The sequence below is a fragment of the uncultured Dietzia sp. genome, from assembly GCF_937873725.1.
Lineage (GTDB): Bacteria > Actinomycetota > Actinomycetes > Mycobacteriales > Mycobacteriaceae > Dietzia.
Genome location: NZ_CALMYY010000023.1, coordinates 1 through 21,707, shown reverse-complemented (window position 1 = coordinate 21,707; position 21,707 = coordinate 1). Strand labels below are relative to the sequence as shown.

Below are 21,707 nucleotides of genomic sequence, written 5' to 3'. Positions count from 1 at the left end.
AGGGCGGGCGGGGTGAACTCCCGCTCGCAGGTGTCGATGGCCTTCCCGAAGTATCCGAGACCCATCTCGCTGCCGATTATCCGACAGCCGGCGGGCCGGGTTCGCGACCGCTTCTGGAAAGCGCGAGAATGGTGTCGGCCATGGAGGGAGCCCTGAACCCCATCGCCCGAGCCGAGCGCCAGGCGGCGGCGCAGGTTGACGCGTTCCTCGCGGCGGAGTCCGGGCCCGGCGGGTTCGGGGAGCGGGTTGCCCCCGGGGCGTCCGCCGCGGCCCCCCCGCAGGCGCGCGGGCGAGCCGCCCTGCTCGCGCGCGGGCCGGGGGTGGGCGAGGGTGTCCGCCCCGCCGTTCTGGGCGATCCCGAACCGGCCCCGCAGGGCGGGGTCGGCGTCGATCGCGCCGGCCGCGCTGATGAGCCGGAGCGGCTCCGACCAGTCCATGCCGTGGTCGGCCAGCACGATGAGCACCGAGCGCTCCCACCGACCGGTCGAGCGCAGGAACTGCTCGAAGTCCCAGAGTTTGTTGTCGGAGTTCGCGACCGCCTGGTTGCGCGCCAGCCGCAGCGACGTACCCGACAGGTCCATGTGCCCGAATCGGTCCATGTCGCCGAGGTTGACGAAGGTCATGCGCGGGGCGTGGTCGGTGACGGTCCGCTTGAGGGCCTCGACGGTGAACCAGTCCAGGGAGTGGTCGGTGATCGGCACCAGCGGGAAGGGCGCCCACTGCACGCTCGCACGCCCGCCGAACAGCCCGTGGAGGTAGTCCTTGCTCAGCACGCTCGCGGTGGTCAGCCCCGCCTCGGTGCGGATGCGGTCGAGCACGGTGGGGGCGCGCAGGTCGTCGGGCCGGTCGAGGGTCCTGTCGGTTCCGGCCGCGTGGTCCCAGACGGCGTTCGCGGGGACCCCGTTGCGTTCGGGTAGGACCCCGGTGACCATCGCGGCGTGGTTGGGCAGCGTCTCGGCGATCATCACCGAGGAGGCGTCGGAGAACCGGGTGCCCTCGGACGCCCAGCGGTGCAGCGTCGGGGCCTGGACGGGGTTGAGTTCGTCGGGCCGCATCCCGTCGGTGACCAGGACGTAGACATCGAGGTCGTCGGCGACGGGCCGGGTCGGGTTCGCCCACACCGGGGCGGGCTCGGCGAGCAGGGTGATGCCCACCGCCCCGGCCGCGGCGACCATCCCGGCGCCGGCCAGCGCCTCCCGGCGGGTCATGGTGGGGCCGTGGCAGGGGGCGGCGTGGCGGCTCATCGTGTGGGGCTCCTCCGGTCAGGATGGACTGCTGAGAGTTCTACCCCGCGCGGGCGGGGCGCACCTGGGATCCAGGGAACCGCACCGGGTGGAGTGAGGCCGGCGCGCCGCGCGGTGCGTCGCCGGATGTTCACCCGCGGGCGGTCCCGGGCCCGTCGGTAACCTGACGGGGTGAGCGATGACGCAGGGCTGTTCGCGGCCGGGGACGCCGGAGCCGGAGGGCCGGCGGGGTCGGCCGCCTCCGCGCCCCCGCCGATCGACCCGTCGGCCCCGCTGGCGGTGCGGATGCGGCCGCGGTCGCTGGAGCAGGTGATCGGACAGGACCACCTCCTGCGCCCCAACTCGCCGCTGCGGCGCCTGGTCGAGGGACGGGGCGGCTCCTCGGTGATCCTCTACGGGCCGCCGGGCACGGGCAAGACCACGTTGGCCAACCTGGTGGCGAGCTCGTCCGGTCGGCACTTCGTGGCCCTGTCGGCGTTGAGCGCGGGCGTCAAGGACGTCCGGGCGGTGATCGACGACGCCCGAACCAGGCAGATCCACGGCCGACGCACGGTGCTGTTCATCGACGAGGTCCACCGCTTCTCCAAGAGCCAGCAGGACGCGCTGCTCGCCGCGGTGGAGAACGGCATCGTGCTGCTGGTGGCGGCGACCACGGAGAACCCGCATTTTTCCGTGATCGCCCCGCTGCTCAGCCGGTCGCTCATCGCCGAACTCCACGGGCTCGACGAGCAGGGCGTGGCCACCGTCATCCGACGTGCGGTCGCCGACGAGCGGGGGCTCGCCGGGACGGTCGAGGTCACCGACGAGGCGGTGGAGGACATCGTCCGACTCGCGGGCGGTGACGCCCGCCGCAGCCTGACCGTCCTGGAGGCCGCCGCGGAGGCGGCCGAGGACGGGGTGGTGACGCCCGAGATCGTCGAGCAGAGCCTGGACGCGGCCCCGGTGCGCTACGACCGGGACGGCGACCAGCACTACGACGTCACGAGCGCCTTCATCAAGTCGATCCGCGGCTCGGACGTGGACGCGGCCCTGCACTACCTCGCACGGATGCTGGTGGCGGGGGAGGATCCGCGCTTCATCGCGCGCCGGCTCATGATCCACGCGAGCGAGGACATCGGGATGGCGGACCCCACCGCGCTGCTCTCGGCGTCGGCCGCGGCCGAGATCGTGCAGAAGGTGGGGCTACCGGAGTGCCGTCTCGCCCTGGCCCAGGCCACCATCCACCTCGCCACGGCCCCCAAGTCCAACGCGGTCATCTCCGCGATCGACGCCGCGATGGCCGACGTCCGGGCCGGGGGCGTGGGGGAGGTGCCGCGGCACCTGCGCGACGGCCACTACGCCGGGGCCAGGGGGCTGGGCAACGGGGTCGGCTACACGTACGCCCACCAGGCCCGGGCGGGGGTGGTGGAGCAGCAGTACCCGCCGGACGAGCTCGTCGGACGCGACTACTACTCACCCTCCGGTCACGGGAACGAGCGGGAACTCTCGACACGCCTCACCAGGCTGCGCGGCATCATCCGGGGGACGACGTAGCCCGGGTCCGGGAACCCTCGTCACCGGTGGTCGCGGCACCCGGGCGGCGATCCGGTCCCGGGGCGCCCACCTCGTCGTCGTCTCTGTCGTCGTCTCCGTCGCGGTCGCCGCGGGCGTCCCCCCGTCCGGCCTTCCTCCGACCGCTCCGGAGCCGACGGTAGGCTGAGCAGTCGTCCCACCACCTCGTCACGACCACCAGTGAGGCCCCCTGTGCAGACCCATGAGATCCGGCGTCGTTTCCTCGACCACTTCGTGCGGGCCGGGCACGCCGAGGTCCCCAGCGCGTCACTGGTCCTGGACGACCCCAACCTGCTGTTCGTCAACGCCGGCATGGTCCCGTTCAAGCCTTACTTCCTGGGCCAGGAGACCCCCGAGCACGCCACCGCGACCTCCATCCAGAAGTGCGTGCGCACCCTCGACATCGAGGAGGTGGGCATCACCACCCGCCACAACACCTTCTTCCAGATGGCCGGGAACTTCTCCTTCGGCGACTACTTCAAGGAGGGGGCGATCCGCCACGCGTGGGCGCTGCTCACCACATCCGTGGAGGACGGGGGGTTCGGGATCGATCCGGAGCTGCTGTGGGTCACCGTCTATCTCGACGACGACGAGGCCTTTGGCATCTGGCGGGACGTGGTCGGCATCCCCGTCGAGCGCATCCAGCGCCGGGGCATGGCGGACAACTACTGGTCCATGGGCGTGCCGGGGCCGTGCGGTCCCTGCTCGGAGATCTTCTACGACCGCGGGCCGGCGTACGGGCTCGAGGGCGGGCCGGAGGCGGACGAGGACCGCTACATCGAGATCTGGAACCTCGTCTTCATGCAGAACGAGCGCGGCGAGGGCACCGGCAAGGACGCGTTCGAGATCCTCGGACCGCTGCCCAAGCAGAACATCGACACGGGCATGGGCGTGGAGCGCGTCGCGTTCCTGCTGCAGGGGGTGGAGAACGTCTACGAGACCGACCTGCTCCGCCCGGTGATCGACACCGCGGAGCGGCTGTCCGGCGCCCAGTACGGTGCGGACCACGCCTCCGACGTGCGCTTCCGGGTGATCGCCGACCACGCGCGGACGGCGTACATGCTCATCTCCGACGGGGTGACCCCGGGCAACGAGGGCCGCGGGTACATCCTGCGGCGCCTGCTGCGCCGCATCGTGCGGTCCGTGCGGCTGCTGGGCGCGACCGGGGACGCGATGGCGGCGTTCATGGCCACCGTCAGGGAGGCGATCGGCCCGTCGTTCCCGGAGACGGTCGCCGGGTACGACCGGATCGAGCGCATCGCGGTGGCGGAGGAGGTGGCCTTCCTCAAGACCCTCGAGTCCGGGACGCAGCTGTTCGAACGCGCCGCCGAGGCCGCCAGGGAGTCGGGCGCCGCCACCCTGTCGGGCCGCCAGGCCTTCGCCCTGCACGACACCCACGGCTTCCCGATCGACCTCACCCTCGAGATGGCGGCCGAGGCCGGACTGACGGTGGACGAGGAGGGCTTCCGCTCCCTCATGTCCGAGCAGCGGGCCCGGGCCAAGGCGGACTCGCAGTCCAAGAAGCACGCCCACGCCGACCTCTCGGTGTACCGCGACTTCCTCGACGCGGGGGAGACCGTCTTCACCGGCTTCTCCGAGCTGACCGACGAGTCGACCCTGGTGGGGATCGTCTCCGGCGGCGATTCCGTGCGGGTGGCCAGGGAGGGTGACCAGGTCGAGTTCGTGCTCGACCGGACGCCGTTCTACGCCGAATCCGGCGGGCAGCTGGGCGACCGCGGCATGATCTCCACCGCCGGCTTCCAGATGCGGGTGGACGACGTGCAGAAGATCGGCAAGAAGCTCTGGGTACACAAGGGCGTGCTCACCGGGGGGGAGGTCGAGGCCGGCCAGCTCGTCACCGCGGCGGTCGACCCCGAGTGGCGCAAGGGCGCCACGCAGGGTCACTCGGCCACCCACCTCGTGCACGCCGCGCTCCGGCAGATCCTCGGGCCGGAGGCGGTCCAGGCGGGCTCTCTCAACAAGCCGGGCTACATGCGGTTCGACTTCAACTGGTCGGGCTCCATCCCGGCCGACGTCCTGGCGCAGGTCGAGGAGATCACCAACGCGGCCGTGGACGCCGACTACGGCGTGAACACGGTCGAGACCTCCCTCGACGAGGCCAGGCGGATGGGCGCGATGGCCCTGTTCGGGGAGAACTACGGGTCCCGCGTCCGGGTGGTGGAGATCGGCGGCCCGTTCTCCATGGAGCTGTGCGGCGGCACCCACGTGTCGAGCTCCGCCCAGATCGGCCCCGTCACCCTGCTGGGCGAGGCGTCGGTGGGATCGGGTATCCGCCGCGTGGAGGCCTACGTCGGCATGGACGCCTACCGGCACCAGGCCCGCGAACGCGCGCTGGTCTCGGGCCTGGCCACCTCGCTCAAGGCGCCCACCGACGAGCTGCCCGACCGCGTGGCCGCGCTGGCGGCCAAGCTCCGGGACGCGGAGAAGGCCCTCGAGGCGCTGCGCGCGGCGTCACTGGCCTCCCAGGCCGGGGACCTGCTGTCGGCGGCCGAGGACCTCGGCGGGATCCGCTTCCTCGCGCACTCGACCCCGGGGGGAGCGGCGGCTGACCTCCGCACCCTCGCCTCCGACCTCAAGGGCCGGCTCGGCGGGGACGCCGGGGTCGTGTTCCTCGCCGCTCCCGGCGCGGACAAGGTTCCGTTCGTGATCGCCGTCAGCCCCGCCGCCCAGGACCGCGGGCTCAGGGCCGGCGACCTGGTCAAGGCAATCGCCCCCGCACTGGGGGCGCGGGGCGGCGGGAAGCCGGACATGGCGCAGGGCGCGGGAACCGACCCGTCCGGACTCGACGCCGCCGTGGCCGCGCTGCGCGCCGCGGTCCGGGAGGTCGGGTGACCGACGCCCCCGGCGCGGCCGGCGTCGGGGCCGGGTGGACCCGCGGCCGACGCCTCGGGCTCGACGTGGGCACCGCACGCATCGGTGTGGCCTCGTGCGACCCGGACGGGATCCTCGCGACACCTGTAGAGACGATCCGCGTCTCCAGTGGCGACCCCGGGTGGGCGGCGGAGGTCGCGCGTCTGTCCGCCCTCGTCGAGGAGTACGACGCCGTCGGGGTGATCGTGGGGCTGCCCACCTCCCTCAAGGGCAGGGACACCGCGTCCACGGCGATGGCCCGGTCGTTCGTCGCCGCGCTCGAGGCCGCCTCGCCGGACCTGGCCGTGGAGTTCCAGGAGGAGCGGCTCCCCGCCGTGTCGGGGGGGCCCGGGCTCCAGGGGGGGGGCGGGACGACCCGCCAGCAGCGCGGGATCATCGACCAGGCCGCGGCCGTGGTGCTCCTGCAGGCGTGGCTCGACTCACGGCACGCCCGTCGATGAACGGTGTGCGCGGCGCGTCGGCTGGATAAACTCACCGCGAGCACCACGCTGTCCGTCGGGCAGCTCCACCGAACCCCTGGCTAAGGAGCACCATGTCTGCGGCACGAGGACGATCGCGCACGAGTGGCACCACCAGATTCATCCTCCTCGCGGCCGTGGTCGGGGTCGTCCTGGCCTTCGCGGTGATGGTCTTCCGCAATCTCAACGCCGAGGTCTCCGCCGCGCCGGACTTCAGCGGCGAGGGCACCGGCAACGCCCTGCTGCACGTCGAGCCGGGGGACACCCTGGGGATGGTCGGTGACCGGCTGTACGACCTGGGGACGGTCGCCAGCACGCGCGCGTTCACCGGCGCCGCGTCCGGGACCCCGGTCGAGGGCATCCAGCCGGGCTACTACCAGGTGCGCGAGGAGATGAGCGCCGCATCGGTCGTGGCGGCCCTGGCGGATCCGCGGAACCGCGTCGGCTTCATCGACATCAAGCCCGGGGGGCGCCTGCTGGACACCGTGGTGGTGGGCGGCGGCACGGAGAAGGGCATCTTCACCCAGATCGCCGAGGCCACCTGCCTGCGGGACCTGGACGTGCCCGACGCCCCGCCGACGTGCCGGTCCCCGCTCGAGATCGTCGACGCCGCGGTCCGGGTGGATCCCGTGGCCCTGGGGGTTCCCGGGTGGGCCATCAACGAGGTGCAGGCCGCGCCCGACCCCGTGCGGCGCCTCGAGGGCCTGATCGCACCGGGGGTCCATACCGTCAACCCCCAGTCCGACCCCGTCGAGATCCTCCGCCAGCTCATCGCCTCCTCCACCCAGTCCTACGACCAGACCGGGCTCGTGGCCTCCGCCGAGCGGATCGGCCTTACCCCGTACCAGGTCGTCACCGCCGCCTCCCTGGTGGAGAAGGAGGGCACCCTCGAGGACTTCGACAAGATCGCCCGGGTGATCCTCAACCGTCTCGACGAGCCGATGCGGCTCCAGTTCGACTCCACGGTCAACTACGCGCTCGCCGACCAGGAGATCGCCACCACCGACGCCGACCGCGCGGCGGTGACGCCGTGGAACACCTACGCGATCGACGGTCTGCCGTACGGCCCGATCGGCTCTCCCGGACTCGACGCGTTGCGCGCCATGGAGAACCCGGCCGACGGGCAGTGGAAGTACTTCGTCACGGTCGACATGCAGGGCACCACCAGGTTCGCCGACGAGTACCCGGAGCACGAGCGCTACCAGAGTGAGGCGATCGCCAACGGGGTCCTGTCCAGTGGGCGCTGACCCCGTCATCCCGCCGGCCGACGGCCCCCGGTCCGCCGCGGTGCTCGGGCACCCGGTGGATCACTCGCTCTCCCCGGTCCTCCACGGCGCCGCGTACCGCGCGCTGGGGCTGGACGGCTGGACCTACGAGCGGATCGACTGCGACGCCGAGCAGTTGCCGGCGGTCGTCGACGCATCGCCGGCGGACCGGGTGGGTTACTCCGTCACCATGCCCGGGAAGTTCGCCGCGCTCGACCACGCCACCGAGGTGAGCGCCCGGGCCCGGATCGTCGGGAGCGCCAACACCCTGGTGCGTCGCGGCGACGGGTGGTGGGCGGACTGCACGGACGTCGACGGCGTGACCGGCGCGCTGGCGGCCTTCGGGGACCTCCCGGCGGAGCCGACCGCCGTCGTGCTGGGGGTCGGCGGGACCGCCCGGCCGGTCCTGGCGGGACTCGCCGAGGCCGGCGCCACCCGGGTCGTCCTGGCGTCGCGTCGCCACAACGCGGGACCGGCGGCGGCCTGCGGTCGGGTGCTGGGGCTGGAGATCCACACGATGTTGCTCACCGATCACGCCCTCCCGGCCGAGGTCGCGGGGGCGGACGTGCTGATCAACACCGTTCCCGAACCGGGGGTCCGGGATCACCTGCAGCTGGTGTCCCACGCCCGTCGTCTGTTCGACGTCCTCTACCAACCCTGGCCCACCGCGGCGGGTGCGGTCGCGCGCGACTACGGGATCCCGGTGGTCGGGGGCGACGTGATGTTGCTCAACCAGGCCTTCGGTCAGGTCGAGTTGTTCACGGGCCGCCCGGCGCCGCGCGCGGAGATGGCCGCCGCCCTGACGGAGGCGCTCGGTCGCTAGCGCGGCCCTGATGTGCCGGTCCGGCGGCGGTCGTGGGATGATCGGCGGCGTGCTGAAGTGGACCACCGCCGGAGAATCGCATGGCCAGGCCCTCGTGACGATCCTCGAGGGCGTCATAGCGGGTGTAGAGGTGACGAGCGAGGACATCGCCTCGCAGCTCGCCCGTCGCCGCCTGGGCTACGGTCGCGGGGCCCGGATGAAGTTCGAGGCCGACGCGGTGCGGGTGCTCGGGGGGGTCCGCCACGGTCGCACGATGGGCTCTCCCATCGCGATCGAGGTCGGCAACACCGAGTGGCCCAAGTGGGAGCAGATCATGTCCGCCGACCCGGTGGACCCCGACTCCATCGAGGACAAGGCCCGCGCGGCGCTCCTCACGCGACCCCGGCCCGGTCACGCGGACTTCGCGGGGATGCTCAAGTACGACTTCGACGACGCCCGCATGGTCCTGGAGCGGGCCAGCGCCCGCGAGACCGCGGCCCGGGTCGCCGCCGGGACGGTGGCCCGCGCCGTCCTGAGGGACGTGCTGGGAGTGGAGGTGCTGTCGCACGTCGTCTCCATCGGCGGCTCGGAGCCGTACGTCGGACCCGAACCGGCCTTCTCCGACCTGGCGGACATCGACGCCAACCCCGTCCGCGCCTTCGACACCGCCACCGGCGAGTCGATGATCGCCGAGATCGAGGCCGCCAAGAAGGCCGGGGACACCCTCGGCGGGGTGGTCGAGGTCGTGGTCCACGGGCTGCCCATCGGGCTCGGATCCCACGTCTCGGGCGAGGAACGTCTCGACGCCCAGCTGGCGGGTGCCCTCATGGGCATCCAGGCCATCAAGGGCGTCGAGGTGGGCGACGGGTTCGAGACCGCACGGCGGCGCGGCAGCGTCGCGCACGACGAGATGCTCCGCGGGGCCGACGGCGTCGAGCGGAGGACCAACCGCGCCGGGGGACTCGAGGGCGGGATGACCAACGGCCAGGCCCTGCGGGTTCGCGCCGCGATGAAGCCGATCTCCACGGTGCCGCGGGCACTGGGCACCGTCGACATGGCGGACGGGTCCACCGCCACCGCCATCCACCAGCGCTCGGACGTGTGCGCGGTGCCGGCCGCCGGGGTGGTCGCCGAGGCGATGGTGGCCCTCGTCCTGGCCCGATCGGTCCTGCAGAAGTTCGGCGGGGACTCGCTGTCCGAGACGCGCCGCAACGTCCGGGGTTACCTCGACGCGGTGGCCGAGCGACTGGACTGGGACACGGACCCGGCATGAGCGACCCGGCCCGACCGGTCGCCGTCCTGGTGGGTCCGCCGGGTGCCGGCAAAACCACCATCGGACGCAAGGTGGCCCGGCGGCTGGACGTACCGTTCCTCGACGCCGACCAGATGATCGAGGAGTCCGAGGGCCGGACGATCCCGGAGATCTTCGCCACGGACGGCGAACCCGGCTTCCGCGCGATCGAGGAGCGGATCGTGGGGCAGGCCCTCGAGTCGTTCGACGGTGTGCTCTCCCTCGGCGGCGGGGCGGTGCTCTCGGCGGAGACCCGGCGGCGACTGCGCGGACAGCGCGTGATCCACCTGACGATCGGCGTGGCCGAGGGGGTGCGCCGATCCCAGGGGCCGGGCCGACCGCTGCTCGCCGGTGGCGACGTGACCGCGCGCTACCAGGCGCTGCTGACCGAACGCTCGCCGCTGTACCGCGAGGTGGCGTGGTCCACGGTGAGCACCGAACGCCGGAGTTCGGGCAAGGTGGTGTCTGAGATCGTCGACAGGCTCACCTCCGGTGACCCGCACGTCCGGGACGCGGGTGTCCGACCGTGAACGACGCTGGACCCGATGGCGATACGACCGAGGAGCGGGAGCTGCAGATGAACCAGGACCACGAGAAGGCCGGACCCGTGGTGGTCGAGGTGCGGTCCGCCGACCCGTATCCGGTGGTGATCGGTCGCGGTCTGCTGCCCGAGATCCTCGAGGCGTGCTCCTCCGCGCGCAACCTCGCGATCTTCCACCAGCCCCCGCTGACCCAGACCGCCGAGGCGCTGCGGGAGAAGCTCGCCGAGGCCGGCGTCAACGCCCACCGCGTGGAGATCCCCGACGCCGAGGCCGGGAAGGACCTCCAGGTCGCGGGGTACTGCTGGGACGTGCTCGGCAAGATCGGGCTCGGCCGCAAGGACACCGTGGTGAGCCTGGGCGGCGGGGCCGCCACGGACCTGGCGGGCTTCGTGGCCGCCACCTGGATGCGGGGGGTCCGCGTGGTGCACATCCCCACCACCCTCCTGGCCATGGTCGACGCGGCCGTGGGCGGCAAGACCGGGATCAACACCGACGCGGGGAAGAACCTCGTCGGCTGCTTCCACGAGCCGGCGGCCGTCTTCATCGACACCGCCACCCTCGAGTCGGTGCCGCGCAACGAGCTTGTCTCCGGCATGGCCGAGGTGGTCAAGTGCGGCTTCATCGCGGACCCCGTGATCCTCGACCTCATCGAGGCCGATCCCGAGGCGGCCCTCGACCCGACCGGCGACACGATCGTCGAGCTCATCCGCCGCAGCGTGCAGGTCAAGGCCGACGTCGTGGGCCAGGACCTCAGGGAATCGGGCCTGCGCGAGAACCTCAACTACGGACACACCCTCGGCCACGCGGTCGAGCGGCGCGAACAGTACCGCTGGCGGCACGGCGCGGCCGTGAGCGTGGGCATGTGCTTCGTGGCCGAACTGGCGCGGCTGGCCGGCCGCCTCGACGACGCCACGGCCGACCGTCACGCCTCGATCCTGTCCTCGCTGGGGCTCCCCACCGGGTACGACGAGGACGCGTTCCCCCGGCTGCACGAACTCATGGCCGGGGACAAGAAGAACCACTCCGGGTTCCTGCGCCTGGTGGTGCTCGACGGCCTCGGCCGCCCCGCTCGCATGGAGGCCCCGGACCCGTCGCTCATGGTGGCGGCCTACGCGGCGATCTCCGAGGGCCGCCGACCCAGCGGTGGCGGGATCCTGCTGTGACCGACCGGTTGGCCGCGCGGCGTCGCGACGTGGCCGCCGCCGTCGTCGACGCGGGGGCGACCGCGCTCCTCGTCACCGATCCCCGCAACATCGCCTACCTCACCGGCTTCCGCGGCTCCGGCGGCGCCGCCCTGGTGGAGGACGACGGCGAGGCGGTGCTCTGCACGGATTCGCGTTACGAACTCCAGGTGGTCGAGCAGGCGCCGGGCGTGGGGCACGTGATCTCCCGGGAGTACGTCCCGGGAGTCCTGGGGCGCCGCCGTGGACCCGCGGACGCCCCGCTCGCGGTGGAGGCGGACGTCCTCACCCTGTCGGCCGCGGCCGCCCTGCGCCGGTCCCTCCGGGAGGCCGGGGCGTCGGGCACCCCGATCGTGGAGACCAGCGGGTTGGTCGAGCAGGTCCGTCGCACCAAGGACCCGACCGAGCTCGACACGATCGGTCGGGCGTGCCGGATCGTGGACCGCGCGTGGACCGATCTGCTGGCGAGGGGGCTGCTCGCCGTGGGCCGCTCCGAGCGGGAGGTCGCCGCGGATCTCGAGCACGCGATGCGCAGGGCCGGGTCCGACGGCGTGGCCTTCGAGACGATCATCGCCTCGGGCCCCAACGGCGCCCACCCGCATCACGTGCCCGCGGACCGCGTGCTGGCCGACGGGGACCTGGTCGTGGTGGACTTCGGCGCGACGGTCGCCGGTTACGCCTCCGACTGCACCCGGACGGTGGCGCTGGGCGGCGCGGCGGACCGGTTGCTCGACGCCTACGAGGTCGTCCGGCGCGCGCAGATCGCCGGTGTCGACGCGGTCCGCGCGGGGCTCTCCTGCGCCGAGCTGGACGGGGTCAGTCGCGGGATCATCGCCGGCGCCGGATTCGGCGACCACTTCGGCCACTCCCTGGGACACGGGGTGGGGTTGGACGTCCATGAAGCGCCCGCGGTGTCGCAGAGATCCACGAGTACACTGTCCGACGGCGATGTGATCACCATCGAGCCGGGGATCTACCTCCCGGGCCTCGGGGGGATCCGAATCGAGGACACCGTGGCCGTCACCGGCGGCGGCGGCAGGTCCCTGACCACCACGTCGACGGCGCTCAGGGTGCTCTGAGCAGCCGTCCCACGAAGATGCGCGCGGCGCCGGTCCCCGGCCGCCCGCGGCCGACCCGCGAAGGAGAACCGACCATGGCGTCCACCGCCGACTTCAAGAACGGCCTCGTCATCAAGGAGGAGGGGAACCTCTGGCAGATCCAGGAGTTCCAGCACGTCAAGCCCGGTAAGGGTCCGGCGTTCGTCCGCACCAAGATGAAGAACGTCGTCTCGGGCAAGACCATCGACAAGACCTTCAGCGCCGGCGTCAAGGTGGAGACCGCGACGGTGGACCGCCGGGACATGACGTTCCTCTACCGCGACGGCGAGGACTACGTCCTCATGGACGAGAAGGACTTCGAGCAGATCAACGTGCCGCCGAGCGTCATGGGCGACAGCGCGCGCTTCCTGCTGGAGAACACCAGCGTGCAGGTGTCCGTGCACGAGGGCGTCCCGCTGTTCGCCGAGATGCCCGTCTCCGTGGACCTGCTGGTCCAGCACACGGACCCGGGCCTGCAGGGCGACCGCTCGACCGGTGGGACCAAGCCGGCCACGCTCGAGACCGGCGCGGAGGTCCAGGTTCCGCTGTTCATCAACACCGGCGACAAGCTGAAGATCGACACCCGCGACGGGCGCTACCTCAGCCGGGTGAACGACTGACCATGACGGACGACGTCGACTACCGGCGCCGGGGCTCCCGGTTCCGGGCGCGGAAGCGCGCCGTGGCACTGCTGTTCGAGGCGGAACTGCGGGATGCGGACGTGGTGGAACTCGCCGAGGAGCGCCGCAGGATGGGTGCCGACTCCCAGGAGTTCCACGACGTGGCGCCGTACACCATGGAGATCGTCACCGGCGTGGCGGAGCGGCTCGACCGCCTCGACGCGATGATCTCCGAGCACCTGCGCGAATGGACCCTCGAGCGCCTCCCGGCCGTCGACAGGGCGGTGCTCCGCGCCGGCGCGTGGGAGCTGCTCTTCGGCACCGAGCAGGTGGATTCGGCCGTCGTCATAGACCAGTCGGTGCTGCTGATCACCGAGCTGTCCGCCGAGAAGTCGGTGGCCTACGTCAACGCCGTCCTCGACCGGGTCGCGGGGCTGGCCGAGCACATCCGGGCCGCCGAGCGAGCGGTGTCGGCCCTGGGATCGGCGGAGGCCTCGGACGTGTCCGAGCCCACCCCCGACACGCCGGAGGCGGGCCCCGGGGACTGATAGAGTTCGGTCCCGAAAGCTATCCCTTTAACGAGCCGTCCAGCGAGGCGGACAAGGAGGTGGTGATCGGTGAACGCTGATGGTCCGGATACGACCTCGGTCTCACTCTTCACGTCCGACGACGTCGCCAGGACGGTCTCCCGCCTGGCACATCAGATCATCGAACGCACGGCGGCGGACGCGCCCGACTCGGGCCCCGTGGTCCTTCTCGGCATCCCGACCCGAGGGGTGCCCCTGGCGCACCGCCTGGCCGAGCGAATCCGCGAGTTCAGCGGAGCGGACGTCCACGCCGGGTCGCTGGACGTCACCCTGTACCGCGACGACCTGGCCGGCGGCCCGCACCGCCCGATGGGCCCGACCTCGGTCCCGGCGGCCGGGATCGACGCCGCCACGGTCATCCTCGTCGACGACGTCCTCTTCTCCGGCCGGACGATCCGGGCGGCGTTCGACGCCCTCCGCGACCTCGGCCGTCCCGCCCGCGTCCAGCTCGCCGTCCTGGTGGACCGGGGGCACCGGGAGCTCCCCATCCGCGCGGACTACGTGGGCAAGAACGTGCCGACAGCCCGCGACGAGGACGTCTCGGTCCGGTTGACGGAGATCGACGGCCGCGACGCGGTGGTCCTCGTGCGGCCCGACCCGGAGGGCACGCGATGAAGCACCTGCTGTCTGCAGCCGATCTCGACCGCGACGCGGCGCTGTCCATCCTCGACGAGGCGGGTCGGCTCAAGGACGCCCTCCTCGGCCGCGAGGTGCGCAAGCTCCCCACCCTGCGGGGCAGGACCGTCCTCACCGTGTTCTACGAGAACTCCACCCGCACGCGGGTGTCCTTCGAGACCGCCGGCAAATGGCTGAGCGCGGACGTCATCAACGTCTCGGCCAGCGCCTCGTCGGTCCAGAAGGGCGAGTCCCTCCGGGATACCGCGATGACGCTGACGGCCATCGGTGCGGACGCCCTGATCGTGCGGCACCCCGCCTCCGGGTCCGCCCAGCAGATCGCGCGGTGGGTCGCGCCGGGCGGTGTCGGTCCGTCGGTGATCAACGCCGGGGACGGGATGCACGAGCACCCCACGCAGGCGCTGCTCGACGCCATGACCATCCGGGAGCGCCTCGGCGGGATCGAGGGACGACGGGTGGTGATCGTCGGCGACATCCTCCACTCGCGCGTCGCCCGGTCCAACGCCCTGCTCCTGTCCACGCTCGGGGCGGAGGTGGTCCTGGTGGCGCCGCCCACGCTGCTGCCCGTGGGCGTCGGGACGTGGCCGGTGCGCGCCTCGACCGACCTCGACGCCGAACTGCCCGGGGCGGACGCCGTGATGATGCTGCGGGTCCAGGCCGAACGGATGAACGGGGGATTCTTCCCGTCCGCCCGCGAGTACGCGATCCGCTACGGGCTGGGTCCCGCCCGCGCGGCGCGACTCCCCGGGCACGCCGTCGTGCTCCACCCGGGCCCGATGGTCCGCGGCATGGAGATCGGGTTCGACACGGCGGACGCCCCGTCGTCCGCGATCCTCCAGCAGGTCACCAACGGCGTCCACGTGCGGATGTCGGTCCTGCTCCACACTCTCGTCGGAACGGAAGGAACCCCCGAGTGAGCGTCCTCGAACCCCCGGCCCTGCTACTGCGCCGGGTGCGGCCGTACGGGGAGGGAGACCCCGTCGACGTGCTCGTCCGCGACGGTCTCATCGCCGCGATCGGGCCCGACGCGGGCGGTGCCACCCCCGACGGGGACCCCGGCACCGTCGAGGTCCACGACCTGGACGGCGCGGTGCTGCTGCCCGGGTTCGTCGACCTCCACACCCACCTCCGCGAGCCCGGCCGGGAGGACACCGAGACGATCGCCACCGGCTCGGCGGCCGCCGCCCGCGGCGGCTACACGGCGGTGTTCGCCATGGCCAACACCCAACCGCCGCAGGACAACCAGACCGTCACCGATTCGGTGTGGCGGATCGGGCGGTCGCTCGGGCTGTGCGACGTCCACCCGGTGGGCGCGGTCACCGTCGGGCTGAAGGGCGAGCAGCTCACCGAGATGGGGCAGATGGCCTCCGGTGAGGCGAAGGTCAGGATCTTCTCCGACGACGGCATGTGCGTGGACGACCCGCTGGTGATGCGTCGGGCGCTGGAGTACTCCGCCGGCCTCGGCGTCCTGGTGGCCCAACACGCCGAGGAGCCCCGGCTCACCCGGGGTGCGGTCGCGCACGAGGGGCCGACGGCCGCGCGGCTGGGGCTCACCGGGTGGCCGCGATCGGCCGAGGAGTCCATCGTCGCCCGCGACGCCATCCTCGCCCGGGACGCGGGCGCCCGGGTCCACATCTGCCACGCGTCCACGACCGGCACCGTCGAGTTGCTGAAGTGGGCCAAGGCGCAGGGGATCTCCATCACCGCCGAGGTCACGCCCCACCACCTCCTGCTCGACGACTCGCGGCTCGAGTCCTACGACGGCGTCTACCGGGTCAACCCGCCGCTGCGCGAGGCCCACGATGCCCGCGCGCTGCGCGAGGCCCTCGTCGCGGGCGTGATCGACTGCGTGGCCACCGACCACGCACCCCACGCCGCGCAGGAGAAGTGCTGCGAGTTCGCCGCCGCCCGTCCCGGCATGCTCGGGCTGGAGACCGCCCTGCCCATCGTGGCGGCGCTCCTGGTCGAGTCGGGGGAGATGACCTGGCGCGATCTCGCCCGCGTCATGAGCACCCGGCCCGCCGAGATCGCCGGCCTGCCGGATCAGGGGCGACCGATCCAGGTGGGCGAGCCCGCCAACCTCGCCGTCGTCGACCCCGATTCCCCGTGGACCGTCGTCGGCGAGGAACTCGCGAGCCTGTCCGCGAACACCCCCTACGAGGGCATGACGTTCGCCGCCCGGGTCGTGGGCACCGTCTACCGGGGCCGGATGACGAGCCTCGACGGGACGGTGCTCGCATGAGCCAGGACGCGTGGACCGTACTCGTCGTGCTCGCGGTGTTCCTCGGGCTGCTCGGGTTGATGGCGCTGGGGTGGCGCAACCGCAGCCGGTCCCAGGCAGGCCTGTTCGACCGGCTGCCGCCGGCCCCCGCCGATCCCGGTGCGGTGGTCCTCGGCCCGCTGACCGGCGTGTACATCGGCAGCACGATCGCGGGGGACTGGCAGGCGAGGATCGCCAGGGCACCGCTGGGGCACCGCTCCGCCGGCACCCTCACCGCGTACACCGGCGGCCTCGCGCTCGACCTGGTCGACGCCACCGTGTGGATCCCCAGGGCGGACCTCGTCGACGTGCGCCGCGCGTCCGCCCTGGCCAACAAGACCGTGCCCGGCGGCGGCATCCTGGTCGCCCGGTGGCACGTCGACGGCAGCGACGGCCGCTCCCTGATCGACACCGGCTTCCGGGCCGACGACAAGGACTCGTACCCCCGCTGGGAGGCACTGCGCGGCGACGCCACGCCCGCCGACCTGCCCGACACCCCCGAGACGCCCAGCTCCACCACCGAGGAGAAGCAGTGACATCGCACAACAGCACCACAGCCGCACCGGGGGCCCGTCAGCCCGCCGCGCTCGTCCTGGAGGACGGCCGGATCCACCGCGGCACCGCCTTCGGGGCGACCGGCACCACCCTCGGCGAGGCGGTGTTCACGACCGCCATGTCCGGGTACCAGGAGACCCTCACCGACCCGTCCTACTGCCGGCAGATCGTCGTCACCACCGCACCCCAGATCGGCAACACCGGGTGGAACGACGAGGACGGCGAGTCGCTTCTCGACGGCGAGGACGGCGGCGGCCGGATCTGGGTCTCCGGACTGGTCATCCGGGACCTCTCGCGCCGCGCGTCCAACTACCGGTCCCGGCGCACCCTCGAGGACGAGCTGATCGCGCAGGGGACGGTCGGCATCGCCGACGTCGACACCCGGGCGGTGGTCAGGCACATCCGCGACCTCGGCGCGATGAAGGCCGGCATCTTCTCCGGGGCGGACCTGGTCAGCGACGAGTCGATGCTCGCCACCGTGCGCGCGCAGGAGTCCATGGCGGGGGCCTCGCTGTCCGGCGTCGTCTCGACGGACGCCGCCTACGTCGTCGAGCCCGAGGGCCGGGCGCGGTTCACGGTGGCCGCCCTGGACCTGGGCATCAAGACCAACACCCCCCGCATGCTCGCCGCCCGCGGGGTCCGGGTCCACGTGATCCCCGCGGGCTCGACCCTGCAGGACGTCCTCGACCTGGACGTGGACGGGGTGTTCCTCTCCAACGGGCCCGGCGACCCGGCCACCGCGGACGCGGCCGTGCACCTCACCAAGGAGGTGCTGAGCCAGGGGATCCCGTTCTTCGGGATCTGCTTCGGCAACCAGATCCTGGGCCGCGCGCTGGGGCTGGAGACCTACAAGATGCGGTTCGGGCACCGGGGGACCAACATCCCGGTGATCGAGAAGTCCACCGGGGCCGTGGCCATCACGTCGCAGAACCACGGGTTCGCGCTCCGCGCACCGGAGACCGACACCTGGGAGACGCCGTGGGGTACCGCCACGGTCACCCACGTGTGCGCCAACGACGGCACCGTCGAGGGGGTCGCCCTCACCGACGGCTCCGCCTTCTCCGTCCAGTACCACCCCGAGGCCGCCGCGGGTCCGCGCGACGCCGCCGACCTCTTCGATCGATTCGTCAGCCTGCTCGGCTCCTCCGCCGAGGGTTCCGCCGACTCCAGAAAGGGCTCGAACTGATGCCCCGCCGCACAGACATCAACCACGTCCTCGTGATCGGCTCCGGTCCGATCGTCATCGGCCAGGCCTGCGAGTTCGACTACTCCGGCACCCAGGCGTGCCGCGTCCTGCGGGCCGAGGGGCTGCGGGTGACGCTGATCAACTCCAACCCGGCCACGATCATGACCGACCCGGAGTTCGCCGACGCCACCTACGTGGAGCCGATCACGCCCGAGTTCATCGACAAGATCTTCATCAAGGAGGCGGCGGACGGGCACCCGATCGACGCCGTGCTCGCCACCCTCGGCGGGCAGACCGCGCTCAACGCAGCTATGCAGCTCGACGCGCAGGGCATCCTCACCAAGCACGGGGTCGAGCTCATCGGCGCCGACATCCCCGCGATCAACCGCGGTGAGGACCGTCAGACCTTCAAGGACATCGTCGCGAGCGTCGGCGGGGAGTCCGCCCGCAGCGCCGTGTGCCACACGATGGAGGAGGTCCACGCGACCGTCGCCGAACTCGGCCTGCCGGTGGTGGTGCGCCCGTCGTTCACCATGGGCGGGCTCGGGTCCGGCCTCGCGTACACCACCGAGGACCTCGAGCGGATCGCCGGCGGGGGCCTGTCGGCCTCGCCCACCGCGAACGTCCTGATCGAGGAGTCGATCCTCGGGTGGAAGGAGTTCGAGCTCGAGCTCATGCGCGACAACAAGGACAACGTCGTGGTGGTGTGTTCGATCGAGAACGTCGACGCCCTGGGCGTCCACACCGGTGACTCGGTCACGGTCGCCCCGTCGATGACCCTCACCGACCGCGAGTTCCAGAACATGCGCGACGTCGGGATCGACATCCTCCGGGCCGTCGGCGTGGACACCGGCGGCTGCAACATCCAGTTCGCGATCAACCCCGCGGACGGCCGCCTCGTGGTGATCGAGATGAACCCCCGCGTCTCGAGGTCGTCGGCCCTGGCGTCCAAGGCGACGGGATTCCCGATCGCCAAGATCGCCGCCCGGCTCGCGATCGGGTACTCGCTCGACGAGATCACCAACGACATCACCGGCGAGACCCCGGCGTGCTTCGAGCCGACCCTGGACTACGTCGTGGTCAAGGCGCCGCGGTTCGCGTTCGAGAAGTTCCCGGGCGCCGACGACACCCTCACCACCACCATGAAGTCCGTCGGCGAGGCCATGAGCCTGGGCCGCAACTACCGCGAGGCGCTGGGCAAGGTCATGCGCTCGCTGGAGACCAAGGCCGCGGGCTTCTGGACCCTCCCGGACGAGACGATCGCGCCCGGCCGGTCGACCGACGTCGACGCCGTGCTCGCGGACCTCGTGCGGCCGACCGAGGGGCGGATGTACGACGTCGAGCTGGCCCTGCGCCTCGGTGCGACCGTCGACCAGGTCCACGAGGCCTCGGGCATCGACCCGTGGTTCGTCGACGAGGTCGCCGCGCTCGTCGAGCTCCGGCAGGAGATCGTCGACGCGCCGGTGGTCGACGAGGCCCTGCTGCGCCGCGCCAAGCACAACGGCCTGTCCGACGCGCAGATCGCGGCCCTGCGGCCGGAGTTCGCGGGCGCCGAGGGCGTCCAGCGCCTGCGCCACCGCCTCGGCGTGCGGCCCGTCTACAAGACGGTCGACACCTGCGCCGCGGAGTTCGAGGCCAAGACGCCCTACCACTACTCGACCTACGAGCTGGATCCGGCGGCCGAGTCCGAGGTGGCGCCGCAGACCGAGCGCGACAAGGTCATCATCCTGGGTTCGGGACCCAACCGGATCGGCCAGGGCATCGAGTTCGACTACTCGTGCGTCCACGCCGCGCTCACCCTGTCCGAGGCCGGGTACGAGACCGTGATGGTCAACTGCAACCCGGAGACGGTCTCCACGGACTACGACACCGCCGACCGCCTGTACTTCGAGCCGCTGACGTTCGAGGACGTCATGGAGGTCTTCCACGCGGAGTCCGAGTCGGGGACCGTGGCCGGGGTGCTGGTCCAGCTCGGGGGCCAGACCCCGCTGGGCCTGGCCGCGCAGCTCGAGGACGCCGGCGTGCCCATCGTCGGCACCAGCCCGTCGGCCATCCACCTCGCCGAGGACCGTCGCGAGTTCGGCGAGGTCCTGGTGAAGGCCGGACTGCCCGCGCCCGCGTTCGGCACGGCGATCAACGCCGAGGAGGCCACCGAGATCGCCGCGCGGATCGGTTACCCCGTGCTGGTCCGCCCGTCCTACGTCCTCGGCGGCCGCGGGATGGAGATCGTCTACGACGAGTCCTCCCTGCGGTCCTACATCGAGCGCGCCACGGAGATCAGCCCGGACCGACCGGTCCTGGTGGACCGCTTCCTCGACGACGCCGTGGAGATCGACGTCGACGTCCTGTGCGACGGCACCGAGGTGTACCTGGGCGGGGTCATGGAGCACATCGAGGAGGCCGGGATCCACTCGGGCGACTCCGCGTGCGCGCTCCCTCCCATCACCCTGGGCCGGGACGACATCGACCGCGTCCGGCGCTCCAGCGAGGCCCTCGCGTTCGGCATCGGCGTCAAGGGCCTGATGAACGTCCAGTACGCGATCAAGGACGACGTGCTGTACGTGCTCGAGGCGAACCCGCGCGCCAGCCGCACGGTCCCGTTCGTCTCCAAGGCCACCGGCGTCCACCTGGCCAAGGCCTGCGCGCGCATCATGCTGGGGGAGACCATCGCCGAGCTCAAGGCCGAGGGGATGCTCCCGACCGACCGCGACGGCGGGTCGCTCCCGGCGGACGCGCCCGTCGCGGTCAAGGAGGCGGTCCTGCCGTTCAACCGCTTCCGTACCCCGGAGGGCCACCCCGTCGACTCGCTGCTCAGCCCGGAGATGAAGTCGACCGGCGAGGTCATGGGGATCGGCCCGGACTTCGCGGTCGCCTTTGCCAAGGGCCAGCTCGCCGCCGAGGGGGTCCTGCCGACATCCGGGACCGTGTTCGTCTCGGTGGCCAACCGCGACAAGCGTTCGATGGTGTTCCCGGCGCAGCGACTGGCCGCGCTGGGGTTCACGGTGCTGGCCACCGAGGGCACGGCGCTCATGCTCCGCCGCCACGGGATCGCGTGTGAGACGGTCGCCAAACTCACCGAGTCCGGAACCGGCCCGGTGGACGATCAGGGGAACCCGGTCCGGACGATCGTCGACCGGATCAACGCGGACGAGGTCGACCTCATCCTCAACATCGCCTCGTCCACCGGCGGCACCCGGGCCGACGGACACGAGATCCGGTCGGCCGCGATCACCCGGCGGGTCCCGTGCGTGACCACCGTGCAGGGCGCGACGGCCGCGGTCCACGGCATCGAGGCGATGCAGCGCGGGGACGTCACGGTCAGCCCCCTGCAGGAGCTGCACAAGGGCTTCTCCGTCCGATGACCCCGATCGCACCCCGGGCCCACTTCGGGGCCCGTCTGCGGTCGGCCGTGGCCGACCGCGGCAACCTCTGTGTGGGGATCGATCCCCACCCGGCGTTGCTCGAGGCGTGGGGGCTCGGGGTCGACGCCGCGGGGGTGGCCGAGTTCGCCCGCCGATCGCTCGAGGCGTTCGGGGATCT

Annotated in this window: 18 protein-coding genes and 1 pseudogene; 18 read left to right on the top strand and 1 reads right to left on the bottom strand. The window is 72.2% G+C overall.

Going from position 1 to position 21,707, the window contains the following annotated elements; all coding sequences use genetic code 11:
- Positions 1-1,244: alkaline phosphatase family protein (locus Q0444_RS01570; protein ID WP_299020831.1), on the bottom strand; the 1,244-nt coding region annotated here is incomplete at its 3' end.
- A gap of 255 nt (positions 1,245-1,499) precedes the next feature.
- On the opposite strand from Q0444_RS01570, the gene Q0444_RS01565 reads away from it, so the two are divergent.
- The 18 genes and pseudogenes from Q0444_RS01565 to Q0444_RS01480 all read left to right on the top strand — a co-directional run.
- On the top strand, positions 1,500-2,777 hold the full coding sequence (locus tag Q0444_RS01565) for a replication-associated recombination protein A (RefSeq protein ID WP_299020833.1): 1,278 nt from the start codon (positions 1,500-1,502) through the stop codon (positions 2,775-2,777).
- Positions 2,778-2,987: 210 nt separating this feature from the next.
- Positions 2,988-5,648, top strand: coding sequence for an alanine--tRNA ligase (alaS, locus tag Q0444_RS01560; protein ID WP_299020830.1), 2,661 nt, complete (start codon positions 2,988-2,990; stop codon positions 5,646-5,648).
- On the top strand, positions 5,645-6,127 hold the full coding sequence (ruvX, locus tag Q0444_RS01555; protein WP_299020829.1) for a Holliday junction resolvase RuvX: 483 nt from the start codon (positions 5,645-5,647) through the stop codon (positions 6,125-6,127). Before alaS ends, ruvX begins: the two co-directional genes overlap by 4 nt.
- 92 nt (positions 6,128-6,219) lie before the next feature.
- On the top strand, positions 6,220-7,392 hold the full coding sequence (mltG, locus tag Q0444_RS01550; protein ID WP_291079989.1) for an endolytic transglycosylase MltG: 1,173 nt from the start codon (positions 6,220-6,222) through the stop codon (positions 7,390-7,392).
- On the top strand, positions 7,382-8,233 hold the full coding sequence (locus Q0444_RS01545) for a shikimate dehydrogenase (RefSeq protein WP_291079991.1): 852 nt from the start codon (positions 7,382-7,384) through the stop codon (positions 8,231-8,233). Before mltG ends, Q0444_RS01545 begins: the two co-directional genes overlap by 11 nt.
- 49 nt (positions 8,234-8,282) lie before the next feature.
- On the top strand, positions 8,283-9,485 hold the full coding sequence (gene aroC, locus Q0444_RS01540) for a chorismate synthase (RefSeq protein WP_291079993.1): 1,203 nt from the start codon (positions 8,283-8,285) through the stop codon (positions 9,483-9,485).
- Positions 9,482-10,033, top strand: a complete 552-nt coding sequence (locus tag Q0444_RS01535; RefSeq protein WP_291079995.1) for a shikimate kinase — start codon at positions 9,482-9,484, stop codon at positions 10,031-10,033. Before aroC ends, Q0444_RS01535 begins: the two co-directional genes overlap by 4 nt.
- A gap of 47 nt (positions 10,034-10,080) precedes the next feature.
- Positions 10,081-11,208, top strand: a complete 1,128-nt coding sequence (gene aroB / locus Q0444_RS01530; protein WP_291079997.1) for a 3-dehydroquinate synthase — start codon at positions 10,081-10,083, stop codon at positions 11,206-11,208.
- Positions 11,205-12,305, top strand: a complete 1,101-nt coding sequence (locus Q0444_RS01525) for a Xaa-Pro peptidase family protein (protein WP_291079998.1) — start codon at positions 11,205-11,207, stop codon at positions 12,303-12,305. The genes aroB and Q0444_RS01525 overlap by 4 nt, the downstream gene beginning before the upstream one ends.
- A gap of 74 nt (positions 12,306-12,379) precedes the next feature.
- Positions 12,380-12,943, top strand: a complete 564-nt coding sequence (gene efp, locus Q0444_RS01520; RefSeq protein ID WP_291080000.1) for an elongation factor P — start codon at positions 12,380-12,382, stop codon at positions 12,941-12,943.
- A gap of 2 nt (positions 12,944-12,945) precedes the next feature.
- Positions 12,946-13,491 (top strand): transcription antitermination factor NusB, encoded by a 546-nt coding sequence (gene nusB, locus Q0444_RS01515; RefSeq protein WP_291080002.1) that lies wholly within the window; start codon positions 12,946-12,948, stop codon positions 13,489-13,491.
- A gap of 69 nt (positions 13,492-13,560) precedes the next feature.
- Positions 13,561-14,145 carry a bifunctional pyr operon transcriptional regulator/uracil phosphoribosyltransferase PyrR gene (pyrR, locus tag Q0444_RS01510; RefSeq protein WP_291080004.1) on the top strand — a complete coding sequence of 195 codons (585 nt, stop codon included), beginning with the start codon at positions 13,561-13,563 and terminating at the stop codon, positions 14,143-14,145.
- Positions 14,142-15,083, top strand: a complete 942-nt coding sequence (locus tag Q0444_RS01505; protein ID WP_291080005.1) for an aspartate carbamoyltransferase catalytic subunit — start codon at positions 14,142-14,144, stop codon at positions 15,081-15,083. Before pyrR ends, Q0444_RS01505 begins: the two co-directional genes overlap by 4 nt.
- Complete coding sequence (locus tag Q0444_RS01500; RefSeq protein ID WP_291080007.1) at positions 15,080-16,408, top strand: dihydroorotase; 1,329 nt, start codon at positions 15,080-15,082, stop codon at positions 16,406-16,408. Before Q0444_RS01505 ends, Q0444_RS01500 begins: the two co-directional genes overlap by 4 nt.
- Positions 16,405-16,962, top strand: a complete 558-nt coding sequence (locus Q0444_RS01495; protein WP_299020823.1) for a hypothetical protein — start codon at positions 16,405-16,407, stop codon at positions 16,960-16,962. The genes Q0444_RS01500 and Q0444_RS01495 overlap by 4 nt, the downstream gene beginning before the upstream one ends.
- A complete protein-coding gene (carA, locus tag Q0444_RS01490) occupies positions 16,959-18,167 on the top strand; it encodes a glutamine-hydrolyzing carbamoyl-phosphate synthase small subunit (RefSeq protein ID WP_299020821.1) in 1,209 nt (402 codons plus the stop codon). The genes Q0444_RS01495 and carA overlap by 4 nt, the downstream gene beginning before the upstream one ends.
- On the top strand, positions 18,167-21,529 hold the full coding sequence (gene carB, locus Q0444_RS01485) for a carbamoyl-phosphate synthase large subunit (RefSeq protein ID WP_299020819.1): 3,363 nt from the start codon (positions 18,167-18,169) through the stop codon (positions 21,527-21,529). The genes carA and carB overlap by 1 nt, the downstream gene beginning before the upstream one ends.
- Positions 21,526-21,707 (top strand): annotated as a pseudogene (locus tag Q0444_RS01480) (orotidine 5'-phosphate decarboxylase); the annotation flags it as partial. The gene carB and the pseudogene Q0444_RS01480, both read left to right, overlap by 4 nt.